Origin of the sequence: Paenibacillus senegalensis JC66, from assembly GCF_000285515.1 — a bacterium.
GTDB lineage: Bacteria > Bacillota > Bacilli > Paenibacillales > NBRC-103111 > Paenibacillus_L > Paenibacillus_L senegalensis.
The window spans coordinates 181,897-201,031 of sequence record NZ_HE610958.1; the positions used below are offsets into that span (position 1 = coordinate 181,897).

Genomic DNA, 19,135 nt, shown 5'->3' on the forward strand with positions numbered 1-19,135 from the left:
CGGGCGGAGATGCCTTCACTAATTTCCGCTTGCTGGACAGCAGATACGGCAGTGGATTACGGAACTGGAATTGGAACTGAAACTAGAAATGACTTATCTGCTGGCAATTGCTTTAACTGCTGACGCTTGCCCGCAGGAGTACTGCATAACGGGAGGCTATTTCATTTTCCAGGCGGTTCCAGCAATAAGCAGCCAGCCTGCAATGAATAGTACTCCGCCAATTGGCGTAATCATGCCGAGCTTGGATATACCCGTGAGGCTGAGCACATATAAGCTTCCCGAAAAAATAACAATACCCAAAATAAGCAGCCTGCCTGCCCACAGCAGGGTACGGGATTGCGGAAAGCGCGGCGCAAAGGCTGCAATCAGCAAAATTCCAAGGGCATGATACATATGATAGCGAACTCCTGTTTCATAAATACCCAGACTATATTCGTCCAAACGATCCGCCAACCCATGGGCTCCAAACGCTCCCAAAGCTACAGCCAGCAGAGCCAGCAGGCTGCCCGAGACCATAAACTGTTTTTGCATGAATCCTATCTCCCCTTATCGTGCCAATATTGTGGTTCATAGCATCAGCTTGTCTTCTAAGCTGCATCATACCATATCTCCCCAGGGATCGCTAAATCGCCCCCATCTGATGCTGCAATTAAAAAAGGGTTGGCTTCTATTGGCTTCTATTGGCTTCTCTCCTGCAGCCTGGATTCCCCCTAACGCTTGCTTCTTTCCCCCTTGGAACCACTACATTTTCACTCACCTGTTAGCCAGGGCGTTTTTGAATGGCAAGTTTTTTAGATAGATACTGGATTTTCCTAACGGTAATGGTTAGAATAGTCTTGGTTGAGGGTACGTGACTCCAGTCCTGCAGCAGCAATCGTTTATAATTGGTTAAACGGCTTACCGGCGTTTCAATCCGCTCCAATCTGTATAAATGAACCCACAAGACGAGGGAAACCTCCCGGCCTGAAGAAACGTATTAAAAAAAGTTTAACAATATTATTCTGACTCCTTCATTCAGGTGCCGCATGCTGTTTGCTCATTATTTCAAGGAATCCCTCTCCTGGAGATATTTCGTTTTCCGAAGAGCATAGAAATAAAGAATGAAAGCAGTCAAAATGAGGTGGAACATAATGGACAATCAATTTAAAGATCAGAATTCGGACAGATCACAGGAACAAGGAAGAGAGGAAACACCGTTCAACGAGCAGCCCGGCTCTTACCGGAGCGCTTATGAGCCGCCTGCTCCTTTTAGAGAAGAACCCTTGCAGCTCAAGCATTCCGGACCAGGCATCGCATCTTTCATCGTTTCTCTCCTTGCAGCGGTTTCTTTTATCACTTTGTTTATTGCTTTAATATCAATCATAGCTTCTGAGTTTGTCGGAGTAATCGACCTTGATAATGCTGCAGCAGGTCAAGTAGATCAGCAAGTCTTGGAGCAGCTGTTCAGTTCCACCAGTTTTTACTTTATTATTCTCGGCTTTATGGGATCGCTGGCCGCAGCATTGGTCGGACTGGTATTAGGGATTATTGGACTGGTGCAGAAGAACCGCAAAAAGGTATTTTCGGTTATTGGTACCGTTCTTAGCGGGTTGATGGTCGGCTTCGTTGTTCTGATGATTATTCCTGCTTTGCTGTAACATCCGGCAGCAATTAGATTTGAAGTTCTGGAAACCATTTGCTATTAAAGTTTTGAAAAAAAGTTCTTTGGAGCCAGCATGTGAGGCTATCAAAAAACCAAGAGACCATGAGCGGCAATTCGCCGTCCCTGAGCTCTTGGTTTTTGTCTTGTTAGCTGCTGCGTACAGCTCATTGAAAATTCTGCTCATACCAGGCAGCTGCTCGCCTCACTTCGTCATGAGTGAGGCGGTGTCCTTCCTGGTGCCAGAAGGGGGTTACCGATGCACCCGCTCCATCCAAAAGCCCGATGAGCTCTTCGGTTTCCTGAGGCGGGCACAGCGGATCATTGCTGCCTGCCCCAATGAAGACGGGCACTGCCTGCAAAGAGGGCAAATCTACGCCGCGCCGCGGCACCATGGGGTGGAACAGTACGGCCCCTCTTAACGAATTGGCATGATGAAACAGCAGACTTGCTGCAATGTTGGCTCCGTTGGAGTAACCGACAGCTACAATATTGGTGCGGTCGACACCATACTGCTCAGCCGCTTCCTGAAGGTAGTCATTTAATTCCGCAGTGCGGAACAACAGGTTTTCTTCATCGAATACGCCCATAGCCAGCCTGCGGAAGAAGCGGGGCATTCCCTGCTCCAACTCCTGGCCTCTTACACCTAACAATGCGCTATCAGGACTGATTGCCTGACCTACACCAAGCAAATCCTCTTCATTGCCTCCTGTCCCGTGGAGCATTAATAGGACTGGGGAGCCTTCCCGTTTGCCAGGCACAAAACGGTGTTTCATCAAGACGTCTCACCTTCCTTACGAGTTATAGTCGTATCCAAAGGGGCCAGCGTACTTTCTATTTTTTCACGAAGATGCTCAAGATATGGCGGCAGGGAAAGCGACTCGCCCAGTGTCTCCAGCGGTTCATCCGTAGCAAATCCCGGGCCGTCAGTGGCGAGCTCGAACAGGATGCCATTGGGCTCGCGAAAATATAGCGAACGGAAGTAAAACCTTTCCACGAAGCCGGAGTTCGCTATTCTTTCCTGATTAACCTGATCAATCCAGGCGTGAAGCTCCTCCAAATTATTTACCCGGAAAGCCACGTGATGAACGCCCCCTTTGCCCAATCTCTCCATAGGCAGATCTCTGCGGGGCTCCACATGGACTTCAGCACCGGAACCTCCCGCTCCGGTCTCCATCACAATGATGTCAGGCTGGCCTTCTTTTAATGGGGCGATGCGGTTTTTTTCTCTGAAGCCAAGCAATTCCAACGTTTTAACTGTTGGCTCGGCATTGCGGACCGTCAACTTAACCGGGCCTAATCCCAGAATGCCATATTCGACAGGTACAGGGCTTTGAGCCCATGGTTTTCCTCCTGGAACCCCTTCGTTATGTTCATCGGAAACAAGAACCAGCCTTTGTCCCTCGGGATCACGGAAGAGGATAACGTTGCGGCCGGCAAATTCACGGATAGGCTCGGCGTCAACTCCATGCTCGTTCAGCCTGTTTTCCCAGTAACGAAGAGCTTCATCATCGGCCACCCGGAGAGATGTTGCCGAGATACTGTTAACTCCCTCATACGTTCTAGCGGCCCGGGGAATATCGAAAAAAGTTAATTCAGTACCGGGATTTCCTTTCTCATCCCCATAGAACAGATGGTAGACGGATGTATCATCCTGGTTGACGGTTTTTTTAACCAGCCTTAATCCTAACACTTTAGTGTAAAAATCATAATTCCCTTTGGCATTGGCGGTCATGGCGGACAAATGGTGAATTCCAGTAACATTCATGATGATCATCCTTCCTTTTCAGATTGTTTCCCTAAGCTTTTTTCCTTTAATCTTTTTTCATTTAAGCTTTTTTTCTTAGGCTTTTTCCTTAGGTTTTTTCCTTTATTTCCCGTTAGACTTTTTCCCTTTATTTCCCTTTAGGCTTTTTTCCTTTAAGCTTTTTTCCTTTGAGCTTTTTTCATTTAGGATTGTTTCCTTGTAATCGCGGGTGTTTGTTAATATTTTCTTTCCTGCTGCCTGTTACATGTTCAGGATTGCAGCTTTTTAAGCAAAACCAATAGCTGTTTCTGTTCGTCTTCTGTCAGTTTGGAGAACTGCGCCGCTTGAAATTGCTCTTGCACGGGTACTACTTGCTGATACAGCTTACGTCCGGTTTCACTTAAAGAGACATACTTAGTTTTCCAATTCTGTTCCCTAATGATCCACCCGAGGTTCTCTACCCTGGCTAGAAGCTGAGTGATATTTCCTTTCGTCACGACTAGCTTGTCAGCCAGCTCTTGCTGAGTGAGCCTGCCAGCCGCTCCAACCTGGGCCAACACATCGAATTGCGCCGCTGTCATATCCCATTGCTTCAAGTGATGGTTCGTTTCCCGCACACTCTGGTTATAAAAGCGGGACAAGCGAAACCACAAAGCCAACCCGCGCCTCTCCTCTTTCTTGGTTAAAGGCTTTATATCTGATTGAAAATTATCTCGCCGATCCTCTTCCATATAAGCTCTGCCCCTTTTTAAGACTTGTCTCTTCCTTAGAATTCGAATTCGTCTATCTCTTGAGAACTTGCTTCTTCCTGAACTTGTTTATCTCTTTAGAATTTCCTTTTTGTGCTTGATTTTCTATTTGCGCTCGAATAAATTTTTGGGGCCCCAATAAATTTAAACGATTGGATTATTAGTTTATGTATAAACTAATAATTTTTATTAGTATATCCCTAAACTGACTAATATGCAAGGCCATTATTATTTGTTCTCAATCCCATAGCCGGCTTCACACTTTCGCGGCATTTCTATGCGGTGATTCGCATACATTTCGCCTCAGCACTGTTGACGAATAAAATTGCAAGGATGAAAAATGTAAATCTTCGGATGATCATCATTCTATCGTGCTTAAGAGTATCAGCTTCTGAAAAGGGCAGAAGGTCTTCTCCGTTATAAAACCTTGTATATCCTGCCATACAAATTTAGCTTTATTTGTTATGAAAACAGTCATGCCATTGAATTCTCAGGCACAACTCCAGCATGAAAATAGCCAAGGTTGGCGGGGTTGGCGGGGTTCGCGCGCCCGCAGCCTGCGTTTTATACGAAATGTCGTACAAATTCATGCGGCTGAAGGGCGATTACCGGAGATTTGTATGAAACGTCGTACAAATTCAGGGAATTGAAGGGCCATTGCCCAATATTTGTATGAAAAATCGTACAAATGCTGGGATTGAAGGGCGATTACCCAAGATTTGTATGACAAATCGTACAAATGCATACAAATGCAGGGTTAAGGAGCAGCAGTCAGTGTTTTAGACGAAATATCGTACAACAGTCAAGAGGTTGAGACGCGATTGCCCGAGATTGCTTTATCATGCGGGGAGTTTTATTTTTCACAGAAATTTTGTGAGTTAATCCTTGTATATATTATCACCGCGTACTTTATTAAATAACATGGTAATTACACTTCCACCATTAGATAATGCGATAGATATGCAAGTACTTGGAATGCTCACCCGCAGACCATAAACTATATGATTCATACTCGTCGGGTCTAACCTCTGTAAGAGATTCATAATTGTCGTGATCGAGCTATCATAAACTCCTGATGGTTTTAACTCCTTCGACTAATGTTGTTGTTCCACTTAAAATGTTCTATGCCACTTGAATGTTTTGTTCTTAAAATGTTCTATGCCACATTAATGTTTTGCTCTTTAAATATTCTATGCTACTTGAATGTTGTGTTCCGCTTAAAAGTTATGTTCCACTTTGAATGTTTCCGCTTAAAAGTTATGTTCCACTTTGAATGTTTCCGCTTAAATGATTGTTCAATATTAAATGTGGTTAGTACAGCTTAATAAATGAAAGCCAATACTCCGTAAAATTGTTTACTAAAGAGTCGAATATGCAAGAGGAATGTGCTAGACTGCTAGTGTATGAAAAGTTCAGTGCATTGGCAGTCTTGAGCATGTCTCGGGTGGCAGACCCGTTATAGGACAAGCAGCAAGTATTTCATTAACCAAAAGGAGTTGACCTTTCATGAATCTGTCGAGGGGAACCGATTCACGAAGTGAAAGCGTAGCCAAAACAACAGTCATCGACCATCAAACTAAGGATCATGCCGCTAATGGAAAGCGGGTTGACGATATGGAAACCGGGTCCCATCAACAGAAGAAGCTCCCGGTAACTGCCGTAATTGTTGGTTGTGGGCACCGCAGCTTGATTTATGCCTCCTATGCCTTGCAGCAGCCCGATGAGCTGAAAATTGTAGGTATTGTCGATCCGCTGGAAGAAAGAAGAAAAGCAGCGGCGGCTAAATTTTCTGTTTCGGAGGATCAATGCTATGCATCTGTAGACGATTTAGTAAAAGGTCCGCGTATTGCTGACGCTGTCATCAATGGAACCATGGATGCGCTGCATGTCGAAACGACGATTCCTTTATTGCGCGCGGGGTATGATGTACTGCTGGAAAAGCCGATAGGGATTTCGGAAGAAGAAGTGCTCTCACTCTATGAAGAAGCCAAGCGTTTAGGCCGCAAAGTCATGATCTGCCACGTTCTGCGATATGCGCCGTTCTATGCAGCTGTCCGGCAAAAGGTGGCCGATGGGGTAATCGGAGACCTTTTACAGGTCCTGACGACAGAAAATGTTAGCTACCACCATATGGCTACCGCATTTGTACGCGGCAAATGGCGGAGCAAGGAGCAGTGCGGCTCTCACTTCTTGATGGCGAAAAGCTGTCATGATCTCGATTTGATTACATGGATGAAGACGGGAGTCCGCCCTGTTAAGGTGAGCAGCTTCGGGTATCGGAGTTATTTTAGGGAAGATCAGGCTCCTGCGGGCTCTGGAAAGCGCTGCCTCGTTGACTGCGAGATTGAAAGAGAGTGTCCTTATTCGGCAAAAAGACTTTATGTAGAGCAGCAGATGTGGGGAGACTACATTTGGGAATACAGCCGCGTCAGCCGGGATGCTGATGACGAAGCTAAGCTGGAAGACTTGAGAACGGAAAATCCGTATGGCCGCTGCGTATGGAGATGCGACAACGATGTGACAGACCATCAGAATGTAATTATCGAGTTCGAGGATGAAAGTACGGCTACACATGTTCTCACCGGCGGAACAGCCAAGCCGTGCCGCTCTATTCATCTGATTGGGACTAAGGGAGAAATTGAGGGGGTAATGGAGGACGGTTATTTTGTCATCCGCAAACCGAATCTCGACAATGCCAGAGAGCCTCTGGAAGAGCGCATTGAATTGAATGTGTCTAACGATATGCATGGCGGAGGTGACCTCCGTTTGGCTGCTGACTTTGTGAATATGCTCAAAGGGGGAGAACCGTCGATCTCAGCAACCTCTCTGGAATCGTCCATCTATGGCCACCTAATCGGTTTCCATGCTGACCAGGCCCGCTTGGAGAATTCGGTGTATGAGCTTCAGCAGCTGGAGGACTAATCTCACCTAATAAACTAAATCATCAAGCCGCTTTCCCTTTCCTAATTCAGGATACACCGGTAAAGGAGAAAGCGGCTTTTTTGCATCAGAAAAGCATTGTCGCTGCTTGCCCGCACTTGCCTGCGCCTTGCCTGCGCTTACCCGCATCTGCCTGCACCTGCCTGCGCCTTGCCTGGCTTACCCGCACTTGCCTACACCTGCCTGCGCCTTGCCTGGCTTACCCGCACTTGCCTACACCTGCCCGCACCTGCCTGCGTTGTTTATAAGAAGCGGCGGGTTTGTTTCTTCCCATCAAAGGAAAACAGAACCTGCTTATCTTCCACTACGGTTTCCAGATGAACCGTTTTGCCCCATAGCTGCTGAACAAAGGGCAGCGTTTTCTCCACATATTTGAGATCAAGCTCAATCCCTTCAAACTCATGCTTTAAATACAGCTCACCATTGTTGACATAGTTGCCGTTATCGACTACAAGGTAGGGGAAGCCTCCGTTGACGCGGGAATAAACAAGCTGGTCCCGGATCGATTCCCAGGTTTTATCGGTAATTTTCCACTCATTGCCCTTCTTCTCAAAGACGTAGAGGTCCAAATCCTCCACAAGCTTTTTGGTCAAATAACTGCGGATAAAAGAAGTGTCGGAATCCAGCTCCCGCACCTCGAACATTTTAGCACGGCCTTGGCCTTTTTCACGTCCGTACAGCTCTTTTTCCTCATCACTAGGGTTATTCCAGCGCTCTTCAATATCCTCAAAAATTTTCAGTCCCAAATAATAAGGATTTAGACTGTTACGGGAAGGCTGCACAACCGCAGAATTGAGCTTGGCGAACTCTATCGTTTCCTCAGGGGTAAGGTCCATCTCCCGCAAAATCCGGATATGCCAATACGAGGCCCAGCCCTCATTCATGATTTTGGTTTCCATTTGAGGCCAGAAATAAAGCATTTCATCGCGCATAATCGTTAAAATATCGCGCTGCCATTCCTCCAAATCCGGGGCATATTGCTGGATAAACCATAGTAAATCCTTCTCTGGCGAGGGCGGGAACTTTTTGCCTTCTGATTTCTTGTTCTTGTCATCGGATGGCGGAGAATCCAACTCCCACAGCTCGTCATAAGGAGAAGCGGCTGCCGGCACTGCGGGTTTATCCGCGGATTTATCCGCCTTGCGCTTGCTTTCCTCCCGTTCCGCTTGTTTGTAGCGGTGGATCAGGCTGGGATCAACATGCTCCTGAATAGCAAGGACGGCGTCCAGAAACGTCTCCACCCGTTCACTGCCGAATTCCATCTCGTACTGGCGGATCCGTTGAGCCGAGGCCGACATGCTCTCAACCATATTGCGGTTTGTCCGGGAGAAACGGGCATTGTTCTTGAAAAAATCGCAATGAGCCAGCACGTGAGCGACAATCAGCTTATTTTGAATCAGAGAGTTCCCGTCAAGCAAAAATGCATAGCAAGGGTTGGAGTTAATAACCAGCTCGTAAATTTTACTTAATCCGAAGTCGTATTGCATTTTCATTTTGTGAAAAGTCTTGCCGAAGCTCCAGTGGCTAAAACGCGTCGGCATTCCATAAGCCCCGAACGTGTAAATAATATCAGCAGGACAAATTTCATAACGCATTGGGTAAAAGTCCAGGCCGAATCCTTTAGCAATTTCGGTTATCTCATCTATGCTGTATTCCAAAGCTTTCAGGTCATCGCTATTCATGCTGTCACCCCGTTTCCTTTTTGGAGAAAAAGGTTTTTAGCGCTTTGTACACTTCATTTTTTTCGCGGATAATGCTGTACATGAATTTCTCATCGCGTATTTGCTTATAGGCCGACATCAGAGTGCTGCTGCGATTATATTGATTAACCTCGCCGTAGCCGAACAGGTTAGAGCGCTTCATAATTTTCGTTATCAAATCAAGACAACGGCCATTGTCCGAGGTCAAGTTATCCCCGTCAGAAAAGTGGAACGGATATAAATTATAGTGGGATGACGGGTAACGGGCATCCATTATTTCCAGGCATTTCTGGTAGGCTGAGGAACAGATCGTGCCCCCGCTTTCTCCTTTGTTAAAAAACTCATCCTCGGTCACTTCTCTCGCCTCCGTATGGTGGGCGATGAAGACGATGTCGACATGTTCATATTTCGTCCGCAAAAATCGCGTCATCCAGAAAAAGAAGCTGCGTGCGCAATATTTTTCAAAGCTGCCCATAGAACCTGAAGTATCCATCATCGCAATAATGACGGCATTGGAATGGGGCTTGACCTTCTCCTCCCACGTACGGTAGCGCAAATCATCCGGAGAAATTCCGTAGATGCCTGGTTTCCCGTTATTGGCGTTGCGCCGCAAATTTTGCATAATCGTTTTTTTCTTGTCGATGTTGGACATAATGCCTTTCTTGCGAATATCATTGAACACGATTTCAGAAGAGGTCAGCTGATCCTTTTGCTTCTCCTGCAGATTGGGCAGCTCCAGCTCTTCGAATAAAATAGACTCCAGTTCCTCCATCGTCACATCGGCTTCGTAATAATCCTCACCAGGCTGGTCCCCGGCGCCTTCACCTTTACCCGCTTTGCCTGGAGCCGGATCTCTCCCGAGCACATCCCCCACCTGGCTGTCCCCATCACCTTGACCGACATGCTTGGATTTGTTGTAGTTGTATCTGAACCGATATTCGTCTAAACTGCGGATCGGAACTTTCATGATTTGTTTACCGTCAGAAAGAATAATGCTTTCTTCCGTTATGAGATCAGGCAAGTTCTGCTTGATCGCTTCCCGTACTTTCTCCTGGTGGCGGGTCTGGTCCTGATAACCTTTGCGGTGCAGCGACCAATCCTCGCGGGAGACAATATACAGCGGCTCTGGCATGCTCTAGACCTCCTTGAAATATCGCTGACTGGTTTTATCAATATATTCAGGAATGTCAGCGACGATGAATGTAAGTGCGGAGGAAAAGAGGGAGTTTCGGTGTATAGCAAGCAAATCTCTCAAGCTAATGGCAGACTTCCCTACGGTTAAAGGAGGGACATGGGACTCTTCTGACGGTTTTTTGGCGACTCCCTTTGATGCTCATTTGATGCTCATTTGATGCTCATTTGATGACTCACTTGACGATTCCTTGATGTTTGGGCCAGGTCGGATGGATTAGCTTTTTTTCGCTACACATGATATAAAGTAAAAGGAAGATTTTTGCCAGCGCATAGATGAAATCGAACTAGCAAAATGCTCAAATAAAGGAGAGAATACCACTTGGAATGGCGTAATTTATGGCGAGGCGTAGTGATGGGCATAACCGATTTGATTCCGGGCATCAGCGGCGGTACAATGGCTGTTATTCTGGGGATATATCAGCGGCTAATCGAAGCGATCAACGGGTTGATAAGCCGGGAGTGGAAGAAGCACGTTCTTTATCTGATTCCAGTTGGGCTTGGCATGGTTGCCGCCATATTTGGCTTCAGCCGTGTGATGGACTGGCTTTTAGCAAATGCTGCTCAACCTACCTATTTCTTTTTTATAGGTCTTATTCTGGGGATTGTTCCCTACTTGTTTAATAAAATAGAATTCCGCCGCACCTTTACACCGCTTCATTACGGACTTTTACTAGTTGCGGCGGCCGCGGTTTACGGCATTGGCTTGCTGCGAGCAGAGGAGACGGGAGCTATAATCGAATCTCCGGCGCTGAACGAGTTCATATTCTTGTTTTTTGCGGGATGGCTGGCCAGTGCGGCGCTAATCCTGCCAGGAATTAGCGGAACGTTTCTTCTTCTGCTGCTTGGCCTTTATCCGACGGTTATCAACGCTTTAAAAACGTTCAATCTTCCCGTTATCATTGTCGTAGGCGCGGGAATTGTAATTGGCATCCTGCTAACGAGTAAAGTCGTACATGCATTGCTAAAACGATTCACCATAGGTACGTATGCGGTGGTCATCGGGATGGTTCTTGGCGCCACTATCGTGATTTTTCCCGGTTTCGGGGGCGGAGCTCTGCAGTTAGTTTTGTCCATCGTGACTTTTTTGGGCGGACTGGCTGTAGCCGTGTTTTTGGGAAAAATGGCGCATGATTAGGAATCATTGATTTGGGTATTAGTGAAGTAGGTATTGGAGAATTAGGAATTCGTGAATTAGAAATTTGTTAATCAGAAATTTGTGAATTAGGAATTAGTGAAGCTGATGCAGGAAAAGGGGTAAGCTGTTTCGGCACTGCAATACTCAATTAGAGTAAATACATGGAGCTGGCTCTTTCCTGCATTGTGCTTGGAGAAAAAGTATGTGTCTGCTTACCCTGTAGTATAGGTAAAGCTCGTTTGCAAAGCTTCGGCTGCTTGGGGGAAGGCATGTTTATAATGTACGTCTTGCAGTACTCTACAGTTAGGTAATAGCTTGTTTGTATGTACGTCTGCATACTCCCGCTGGGAAAGGCATATCTCCGCAAAATTCGCTGCTTTAAGTGAAGCGGGAATTTGTACCATCGCCATTGTTGTATGGAATGAGGAAAAACCACGGCGAACAACGCCATGGTTTTTTTGTATTCTATGCGTTTTTTCTGTGAACTAAACGCCATGCTGCATTAGTATGATATTTCGTTACTACCTAGGTCACAGCAAAAGAGGGTTGCCACAAAAAGCGTCAGTTAGCGAAGAAAGAATTGGGCGTTCTTGCTTAATCAAAGTCGAGACCACACTACGTAACAAGGGCAAAGATATTCGCCCCCGATACGGTTCGAAAAGCGCCAGATACTTTCTGCTTGACCTTAACCATGCGCAAGTCTTGCTCGGCCTGGTTGTTGTCGAACGGAATGTGAGCACGCCAAAGAAAGGAAAGGACAGCACGTTGCTCGGTGCTCTTGAGACGTGGAGCTGGCAAATCGAATACCTGTCGCTTTTCATAGTCTTCGCTTTCGACGCTAAGAAGCGACTCCGCACAGTCGGGACAACATGTTAGACGATGGAGAATGACCTCATTCGGGGACGTCCACCTGTCATAGCATGGTAGCCCGGATGTCCCTTGGACGCCCCTTTTTTACCGCCTGGTTTAAGCAGATTCGTTGGCTTGCGCAAGCCATCACTAGAAGACGGTTTGCTGCTGTTTTAGCTGTTCTGTCCGAGCTGACGTTCCAGCTCATGAACGCGCTCCTCCAGTTGCTGGATGCGCGCGGCCTGCTGTTCAATCGTATCAAGAAGCATTTGAATAAAGGCTGCAATTTCTTGGTCGCCTTTCGCAATGGTTAGCACTTGATCGGAATTTAGTTTCACTGCACTTCACTCCTCACCTTCGATATCGTTATCTAAATTATCGGCAAAAAAATGGGATATGTTTAACCCGCAAGAAAATAAGTTTGTGTCTCGATTGCCTTAGTCCGAGTGTGAAGCTGCCTAAGTAGTAACGATGTTTCTGTGAAAATAAAACGCCCTACATGATGAGCAATCTCGGGTAATCGCACCTCAATCATATACCTTGTACTACATTTCGTCTAGAACACTGACTGCAGCCCTTAATAGCTTAAACCCCGGCATTTGTACGATTTGTCATACAAATCTTGGGTAATTGCCCTTCAATCCCCTGTATTTGTACGACGTTTCATACAAATCTCCGGTATTCCCACTTCAACCCCATGCATTTGTACGACATTTCGTACAAAATGCAGGAAACAACAAGCAACAGCAGGCAACAAGCCTGCGCAGCCCGCGAACCCCGCCAACCTTGCTATTTTCATGCTGGAGTTGTGCCTGAGAATTCAAGACAGACATGACTATTTTCGTTTAAAACGCAGGCTGATGGAACGCGAACCCCTACCGAACCTGGGCCATTTTCGCTGGAATTGCAGCTGATAGACCATATTGTTTTTCGCCACTGCGTCTGGACATGCGCGGGCCTTTGTATGCGGTTTTTCGCATAGAACCACCGCGTCCGGACGGTTCACGAGTCACTGCAGGCATTGTCTACGTTACACAATAACCTGCAATGTAATGTCAGACTCACAATTTGGCACTGCCTCTTTTCTGGCCCAATGCTAATGACTAACCTTATCCAGTTAATGGCTGGCTAACCCCCAGCTAATGACTAACCTTATCCGGATAATGGCTAGCTTACCCCCAGCTAATGACTAATCATCTCTACTGCTTAGGACAATACTGCGCTTAGCTCTCCAGACGGCTGCCGCTGCCGATTGTGAGGAGGCCAAACTGCTTTTATCTACCACAAGCCAGCCTAATTCCTCCTGCTTCAGACCTTTGAACAAAGAAAGGCTTGCGCTGGGCGATACAGCGATCACCGGAATCAGGAGAGTGAAGGAATCCCAAAGCGCTTTATCGATTCCTTGTCCGACAGCATCGGCTTGCCCCATCAAGCGAATATTCCCTGCCATTTTTGCCGCGGCTGCCCGAATAAAACATTCATGCACGTGCATAGAAACCAGAAACAGCTCACTTCGCAGCCTGTTGTAGGAAGGGGTAACCCAAGGAGCAGATACCGGCAGCCAATCATATTGCTGCCTGCCGCCGACCCTAATGGTACCGCCCTCGTTGGCACTGCCCTCGTTCGGACCCTCCCCATTGGTACCGCCCTCGTTGGCACTGCTCTCGTTCGGACCCTCCCCATTGGTACCGCCCTCATTGGCACTGCTCTCGTTCGGACCCTCCCCATTGGTACCGTCCTCGTTGGCACTGCTCTCGTTCGGACCCTCCCCATTGGTACCGTCCTCGTTGGCACTGCTCTCGTTCGGACTCTCCCCATTGGTACCGCCCTCGTTGGCACTGCTCTCGTTCAGACCCTCCCCATTGGTACCGCCCTCATTGGCACTGCTCTCGTTCGGACCCTCCCCATTGGTACCGCCCTCGTTAGTACTGCTCTCGTTCAGACTCTCCTCATTGGAACCGCCCTTAGTGGGATCTTGTAGAGATTCCCGCATGATTCTTGCTTCCTCAGGCATTTGCTGCTCGGTTATCCGCACCTCTTCCAGCAAGAACTCAATCTTTTTGTCGAGCTTGCTTTCATAAGCCAGCTCGTTAGTGACTTTGGCTTCCAAACCGCTTATGTCATTTTCATACCGGCTCATTGACGAATAGAGTGAGGAAATTTCTTTGTACAGAGTCTGCTCCTTCTCTGTATGCTCGCGATACGCTTTCGTATTAAGCAGCTTGGAGGTTAAAGGAAAGGGCTTGCTCCGGGATGCCGACAGCTGCTGCTCCAAACCCTCGATCTTCTGCTTTGTCTGCTGAATGTGCCGATACGACTGCTGCAGCTTATTACGCAGCTGGTTTCTCAGCTCCTCAACCTGCTGCTTTTTTGCTTTAAGCTCATGAATTTCCACTTCAAAGTCATTGCAGCGTTTGCTCAGCTCATACCATTGGATCATCGCTTTTTGCTTGGATTCGGCTTCCATCAACGCTGCCTGAAACTGCTCTCTCGCTGCCAGCCAATCGGCCAAAGCCTTATTTTCCTTTTCCGGGCTGCGAGCCGCGGACTCCAGGGGAGCCGTTTCCTCCGCCACCGCATCTTCCGCATGCTTTTCCATTTGCCCGATGATGCTGTCTTTGCCTATAGACATGCCCGATTGCCCTAGTTGGGCAGCCAATAACCCCCAGCTGGCATACGCATACAGTTGCTGAGCGGCCGATCTGTAGTAGCGGCTTCCTGTCAGCCCGCGATAGCTGTTATGAAGCGCATCATCCCCGGTCAGCTTTTGCACAAAGCTGCGCAAACTGTCCTCATGCTGCGAGATGACCGTCATTTCATAACCGGCGATCTTCGGATCGAGGGTATAGACTTTATTTCCGCTTACCGTTTTCAGATAAGTAAAAGCATTCCTGGGCTCACTATAGGTAACCAGCTGCCTGGCTCTTTCCACCATCAGATGTGCTGCTGCCTCTTTAAGCCACTCCGTGCTGTCCTCTAAAGATGCAGAATGGACATGAACCATGCCTTGCTGCTTGGCCAAGGCCTTAAGCACATAATGAAGATTGGATTGAGCAAAAGGAGATACCGGCTTGTCAGGATCATCCGGCCACTTGCCAAGCGAATGTTCATAGGGTGACAAAGGAACCGTGTCAGCGGAGGCAGAGGAGCTGTCCTCTACCTGACTGCCATCCCCGAATTTGGTTACGTACTGCTTGAAAGCCTCGCCCGGCTCCGTCGTATGAAGCTGTTCAGCAATACGCTCCAGCTCCTTATTCATGCTGGTTTCTTTGTCTGTACGTTTCAGCCACTCCAAAATTTGCTGCTTAGGTTGCAAGGCCGTCCATCCTTCCGCTGTGCTTTTTTTCTAGTATACCATTATGTCCACCCTTCAAGAAAAATTTCCCACCCCCCTGGAAGCCTGGAATAAGAAACTGGACCATGGTCGAGGACTATTTATTGCATAGGTCCGGCGAGCTGCAATGAGATACCGTGCTATAATGTTCATACTTTCAGATTTTGCATAAATCCCTAAGAGGACTTAAACAAACAATAAGAGGATTAATCAAACGAGACATAGATTCTTAACAGTCTTTCTTGTTTTATTACCGCTTGTAGAGAGTTCGAATTAGGCAAAATGCTTACCTTAGTGATCAACCCGAAAAAAAAGAATAGGAGTCCAATGCATATGCAAAGAAAATTAAGCCTAGGTTCACTTCTTGTCATCGGAGGGCTAATTGCCGTTGTTCTGATAATCGGCGGCAATTATATCAGCCGGTTCTTACCGTGGAACTCTCCAGATCTGGTGGAGCTGGAGGCAGAGCCTGTTCGTCATATCAAAATCAACTCCGGCAGCACCAAGGTTCAACTTGTCCCGACAAATGGAGATCAAGTGAAGTCTCATTTGGAACAGCGTTCCTTATTGGGTCAGTACCAAATGAAGGTCACCTCTTCACGGGATCAAGTGGAAATCCAAGTGGTCCGAAAAGGGCTTCCTATGAATTTCCGCGGTCTTTTCCGCTCTGAGCTTACCGTGTATTTGCCCGAACGGGTATGGGAATCCTTGCAGGTCGAAGCTGGCAGCGGCAAAATTACGGCTGCCGACATCACAGCTGAAGAAGTTACGGTAAATACAGGATCAGGAACTATAGAGCTGAATGATTTGCGTGCTGATGAATTAAATGTAAAAGCTGGCAGCGGCAAGGTTGAATTAACGGATATTGAAGCCGATCATTTGGACGCCACCGTAAGCTCCGGCAAACTCGTTGTTGACGGCTATACAGCGGACTACTTTCAATTTCAGGCTGGCAGCGGCGATGTCAGTGTTGCCAATGGAGAAGGCGAATTGTATGGTTCTACCGGCAGCGGCAGCATCACCGTAACCCTGGATCAGCTGCTTCATCCGGCTTCGCTCGAAGCTGGCAGCGGCAAAATAAAGGTCGATACAGAGCAAATTCTCGCCGACCTGGATGTTCAAGCAGGCAGTGGAAAAATTGAGGTCCATGTAAGCGACCCGGATGCCTTGAATGTGGACTACAGAGGGCGATCCGGCAGGGCTACAATAGCTAAAGATTTCAATTATACAACTCAAGACAGTCATCGAATCACCGGATATTTTGGTACCGGGGGCAAGGATGCCACCTTGAGCGTAAGTATAGGATCAGGAAGCTTCACCCTATCTTCTCGATAATGCTGCGTCCTCTGCCATGGGTATATGGACAATCCCAAATTCAACCAAACTCCAAGTAGAAAAGGGACAAATTCTTGCGATTGAATAAACATAATCGCTGAATTCGTCCCTTTAAAGATGTAGGATTATATATAGAGAATCGCTGTTACGGGATAATGATCACTCGGAAATTGCCCTTCTATCAGCGTATTAATAATCTGTGCTTTAATTATTTGGGCTTCACCCTTGGTTAGAATCCAATCAATCCGGTGCTGGCCTCCGTCCGGACGAGTATAGCCGGTGAAGCTGCCGAGCGTTTCATTGTCGCGAGAAGCCGCCTCAAACCATGTATCCTGGAAACCGCCTTCTCCAGTGAGGTAGCGGTAAGGCTCGCTGTCTTCCCCCGCATTGAAATCTCCCGTAAGGATAACCGGGCATCCGCTTGCGAACCGGTCTGCCTCTGCAGCCAGAAGCCGGGCTCCCTTGCCCCTCGCCTCCTCCGACTGATGATCAAGGTGGGTGTTAAGCAGGTAGAAGGCTTTGCCGGACTGCCTGTCTTCAAAACGCCCCCAGGTGGCCATCCTCGCATGGTGATTGCCCCAAGTCTTGGAGCCTATCATCATCGGGGTATCCGACAGCCAAAAATGGCCGTATTCAGTAAGCTCCAGTCGACTGCGATTATAAAATATCGCCATAAACTCTCCCTGGCTGCCGCCATCCCTGCCTTCGCCAATCCACTCATAATCCGGCAGCAAAGCTTGCAAGTCCTTAACTTGTCCAAACATGCCTTCCTGCGTGCCTATGATGTCAGGGGCTTGTTCGGTTATAAGCTTCTGGATGCGCAGCCTGCGCTCTTCCCAGGAATTGGGGGATAAATCGCACTCCACCCGGACATTATAAGTCATTATTCTCAATTCATTAGCAGAAGTACTCAAGCGGACGACTCCCTTCCATTGTGGTGAACGATTAATGTTTGTTGTTGTGGTTGCGAATCCTTCTACCGGATTATCTCCAAGAAAAGCTTGCTTACAAAAACTTTGGACCCACGCTTTCGCAGCAAGCTGTCCCTGCAACCACGAATAGCTTCTCTCTCTGTGCTAGCCGTTTAACTGAATTAAGCGGAATTGCTCCGCCTGCAGCTCGATAATCGAAATCCCAGTGTTATCCTTGGATAGATTACGGTAATTACGCATCGGCATTTCCAGCATTCTGGCCAGATATATTCTAAACAAAGTATTATGTGCCACCACAGCCACACAGCCGCCCTCATGCCGCTTGCTTATCTCCGCAAAAAAACTTGCCGCCCGATCGGCCACCTGCCCGGCCGTTTCGCCGCTGCCTCCAGCAGGATAAAGCTCCGGTTCGGTAATCCAGAGCTTCCAGCCCTGCGGGTCGCGTTCCGAGATCTGCGCCCCCTTCCAGCCTTCCCATTGACCGAAGTCAATCTCAACCAGCCGTTCATCCCGGGTTATATCAAGCTTATGATGGGTTTGCAGCGCCTGGGCAGACAAGACGGCTCTCTGTAGAGTAGAGCTGTATATCGCATCGAACGATACCTCTTTTAATCTCAATGCGGTATTGTGAATTTGCCGCTGGCCTTCCTCAGACAGGCCAATATCTGTACGACCGCAATAGCGGTTGCCATCGCGGTTCCAATCGGTTTCTCCGTGGCGCAGCAAATAAAATCGTGTCATGCCATGTGCCTCCTTGATTAAAAATAAGCAGCCGGGGAAGAACTGCTATATATGGATTCAATAAACATTAATAAGCATCGGACAATTGTTCACTGCTGAGTAATAGGTTCGAAAACACAGCTTTGATTATTCTACCATATCGCCTACGTGATTGGAACCTGCCTGCACTCTTTCTGCTTAGTCAAAAATGCAGCTCATAGGAAACCGGGGGCTGGCGATAGTCCCCGTGCTATAATAGAGCAAGAGTTAGTTGGATGAGAAAGGGCGGATGAAGAATGAAACTGTCACTGAAGGAAAAAGAGAGGGTATCCCATATCGAGCTGGAAGAGCGGCTGGAAACTGTCAAGATCTTAAGCAGCAGCGACACGGAAAGCTATGAAGTAATGAAAGACTCTTTCACTGGCGAGCACTACTTAATGTACCATTACACTCATTTGAATGTGGCGGAAGGCGGTCATAAGGAAACCTACTTCCACTTCATGCCGATTGAACACGATGCTGTAATAGCTATCGTACTGGGGGAGGAACCGTTCGACTATCCGCAGCATTGGAAGCATCCCTTTCTGCGCAATAGCTCGGATGATGATTCCTATGTATGGTTCGATCCGGGATATGCGGATTCCTATGAGCATTACGAAGCAATCGGCAAGCAAATTAGCGACAAGCTGCTCCGCTTCAAGCAGGAAGGCAAGCTTGATCCTGAGTCGGTACGCAAGCTGATGGATGAATTAGACCGGTTATAAAGATTGCTGCACAGCCAAAGCGAGGGGCTGTCCAGTAAGCCCCTATATCAGGGCAATACCTCGCTTGGTAGCACATTTTTCTCTTCTCCATCACCTA

Annotated in this window: 17 protein-coding genes; 5 read left to right on the forward strand and 12 right to left on the reverse strand. The window is 47.6% G+C overall.

Annotated elements, in window-relative coordinates; all coding sequences use genetic code 11:
- Positions 1 to 156: 156 nt before the first annotated feature.
- Together PSHG_RS09320 and PSHG_RS30465 are read right to left on the reverse strand one after the other, a co-directional pair.
- Positions 157 to 531, reverse strand: coding sequence for a DUF423 domain-containing protein (locus PSHG_RS09320; RefSeq protein WP_010272193.1), 375 nt, complete (start codon positions 529 to 531; stop codon positions 157 to 159).
- 229 nt (positions 532 to 760) lie between these two features.
- Positions 761 to 943, reverse strand: a complete 183-nt coding sequence (locus PSHG_RS30465) for a hypothetical protein (protein WP_148497525.1) — start codon at positions 941 to 943, stop codon at positions 761 to 763.
- A 187-nt stretch (positions 944 to 1,130) separates the two neighbouring features.
- Between PSHG_RS30465 and PSHG_RS09325 the strand changes: the two genes are divergently transcribed.
- On the forward strand, positions 1,131 to 1,637 hold the full coding sequence (locus tag PSHG_RS09325; RefSeq protein WP_010272194.1) for a hypothetical protein: 507 nt from the start codon (positions 1,131 to 1,133) through the stop codon (positions 1,635 to 1,637).
- A 169-nt stretch (positions 1,638 to 1,806) separates the two neighbouring features.
- On the opposite strand, the gene PSHG_RS09330 is transcribed toward PSHG_RS09325, so the two are convergent.
- From PSHG_RS09330 to PSHG_RS09340, 3 genes are all read right to left on the reverse strand, one after another.
- On the reverse strand, positions 1,807 to 2,415 hold the full coding sequence (locus tag PSHG_RS09330; RefSeq protein ID WP_026021273.1) for an alpha/beta hydrolase: 609 nt from the start codon (positions 2,413 to 2,415) through the stop codon (positions 1,807 to 1,809).
- The gene (locus tag PSHG_RS09335; protein WP_010272197.1) at positions 2,415 to 3,407 is read right to left on the reverse strand and encodes a ring-cleaving dioxygenase; all 993 of its coding nucleotides are present in this window, start codon (positions 3,405 to 3,407) and stop codon (positions 2,415 to 2,417) included. Before PSHG_RS09335 ends, PSHG_RS09330 begins: the two co-directional genes overlap by 1 nt.
- Positions 3,408 to 3,655: 248 nt before the next feature.
- On the reverse strand, positions 3,656 to 4,117 hold the full coding sequence (locus PSHG_RS09340; RefSeq protein ID WP_010272198.1) for a MarR family winged helix-turn-helix transcriptional regulator: 462 nt from the start codon (positions 4,115 to 4,117) through the stop codon (positions 3,656 to 3,658).
- Positions 4,118 to 5,641: 1,524 nt separating this feature from the next.
- Here PSHG_RS09340 and PSHG_RS09345 point away from each other — a divergent pair.
- A complete protein-coding gene (locus tag PSHG_RS09345) occupies positions 5,642 to 7,057 on the forward strand; it encodes a Gfo/Idh/MocA family protein (RefSeq protein WP_010272199.1) in 1,416 nt (471 codons plus the stop codon).
- A 260-nt stretch (positions 7,058 to 7,317) separates the two neighbouring features.
- Here the strand turns inward: PSHG_RS09345 and PSHG_RS09355 are convergent, their stop codons facing one another.
- Positions 7,318 to 8,757 (reverse strand): SpoVR family protein, encoded by a 1,440-nt coding sequence (locus PSHG_RS09355; RefSeq protein ID WP_010272200.1) that lies wholly within the window; start codon positions 8,755 to 8,757, stop codon positions 7,318 to 7,320.
- A 4-nt stretch (positions 8,758 to 8,761) separates the two neighbouring features.
- Complete coding sequence (gene yhbH / locus PSHG_RS09360; RefSeq protein WP_010272201.1) at positions 8,762 to 9,907, reverse strand: sporulation protein YhbH; 1,146 nt, start codon at positions 9,905 to 9,907, stop codon at positions 8,762 to 8,764.
- A 381-nt stretch (positions 9,908 to 10,288) separates the two neighbouring features.
- Here yhbH and PSHG_RS09370 point away from each other — a divergent pair, with 381 nt between their 5' ends.
- The gene (locus PSHG_RS09370; protein WP_010272202.1) at positions 10,289 to 11,104 is read left to right on the forward strand and encodes a DUF368 domain-containing protein; all 816 of its coding nucleotides are present in this window, start codon (positions 10,289 to 10,291) and stop codon (positions 11,102 to 11,104) included.
- 615 nt (positions 11,105 to 11,719) lie between these two features.
- Here PSHG_RS09370 and PSHG_RS31965 read toward each other — a convergent pair.
- The 3 genes from PSHG_RS31965 to PSHG_RS09385 form a co-directional block, all read right to left on the reverse strand.
- Positions 11,720 to 11,902, reverse strand: a complete 183-nt coding sequence (locus PSHG_RS31965) for an IS66 family transposase (protein ID WP_157213438.1) — start codon at positions 11,900 to 11,902, stop codon at positions 11,720 to 11,722.
- A 224-nt stretch (positions 11,903 to 12,126) separates the two neighbouring features.
- The gene (locus PSHG_RS30470) at positions 12,127 to 12,291 is read right to left on the reverse strand and encodes a hypothetical protein (protein WP_010272207.1); all 165 of its coding nucleotides are present in this window, start codon (positions 12,289 to 12,291) and stop codon (positions 12,127 to 12,129) included.
- A gap of 851 nt (positions 12,292 to 13,142) precedes the next feature.
- Positions 13,143 to 15,269: a hypothetical protein gene (locus PSHG_RS09385; protein WP_010272210.1), complete on the reverse strand. Its 2,127-nt coding sequence runs from the start codon at positions 15,267 to 15,269 to the stop codon at positions 13,143 to 13,145.
- A gap of 351 nt (positions 15,270 to 15,620) precedes the next feature.
- Here PSHG_RS09385 and PSHG_RS09390 point away from each other — a divergent pair, with 351 nt between their 5' ends.
- Entirely contained in the window at positions 15,621 to 16,622 is a 1,002-nt protein-coding gene (locus PSHG_RS09390; RefSeq protein ID WP_010272213.1) for a DUF4097 family beta strand repeat-containing protein, read from the forward strand.
- 125 nt (positions 16,623 to 16,747) lie between these two features.
- Here PSHG_RS09390 and PSHG_RS27100 read toward each other — a convergent pair whose 3' ends face one another.
- Both PSHG_RS27100 and PSHG_RS09400 read right to left on the reverse strand, forming a co-directional pair.
- On the reverse strand, positions 16,748 to 17,536 hold the full coding sequence (locus PSHG_RS27100) for an endonuclease/exonuclease/phosphatase family protein (protein WP_148497527.1): 789 nt from the start codon (positions 17,534 to 17,536) through the stop codon (positions 16,748 to 16,750).
- Between the two features lie 162 nt (positions 17,537 to 17,698).
- Complete coding sequence (locus PSHG_RS09400) at positions 17,699 to 18,295, reverse strand: histidine phosphatase family protein (protein WP_010272218.1); 597 nt, start codon at positions 18,293 to 18,295, stop codon at positions 17,699 to 17,701.
- Between the two features lie 275 nt (positions 18,296 to 18,570).
- Here PSHG_RS09400 and PSHG_RS09405 point away from each other — a divergent pair, with 275 nt between their 5' ends.
- Entirely contained in the window at positions 18,571 to 19,038 is a 468-nt protein-coding gene (locus tag PSHG_RS09405) for a hypothetical protein (protein WP_010272221.1), read from the forward strand.
- Positions 19,039 to 19,135 lie beyond the last annotated feature (97 nt).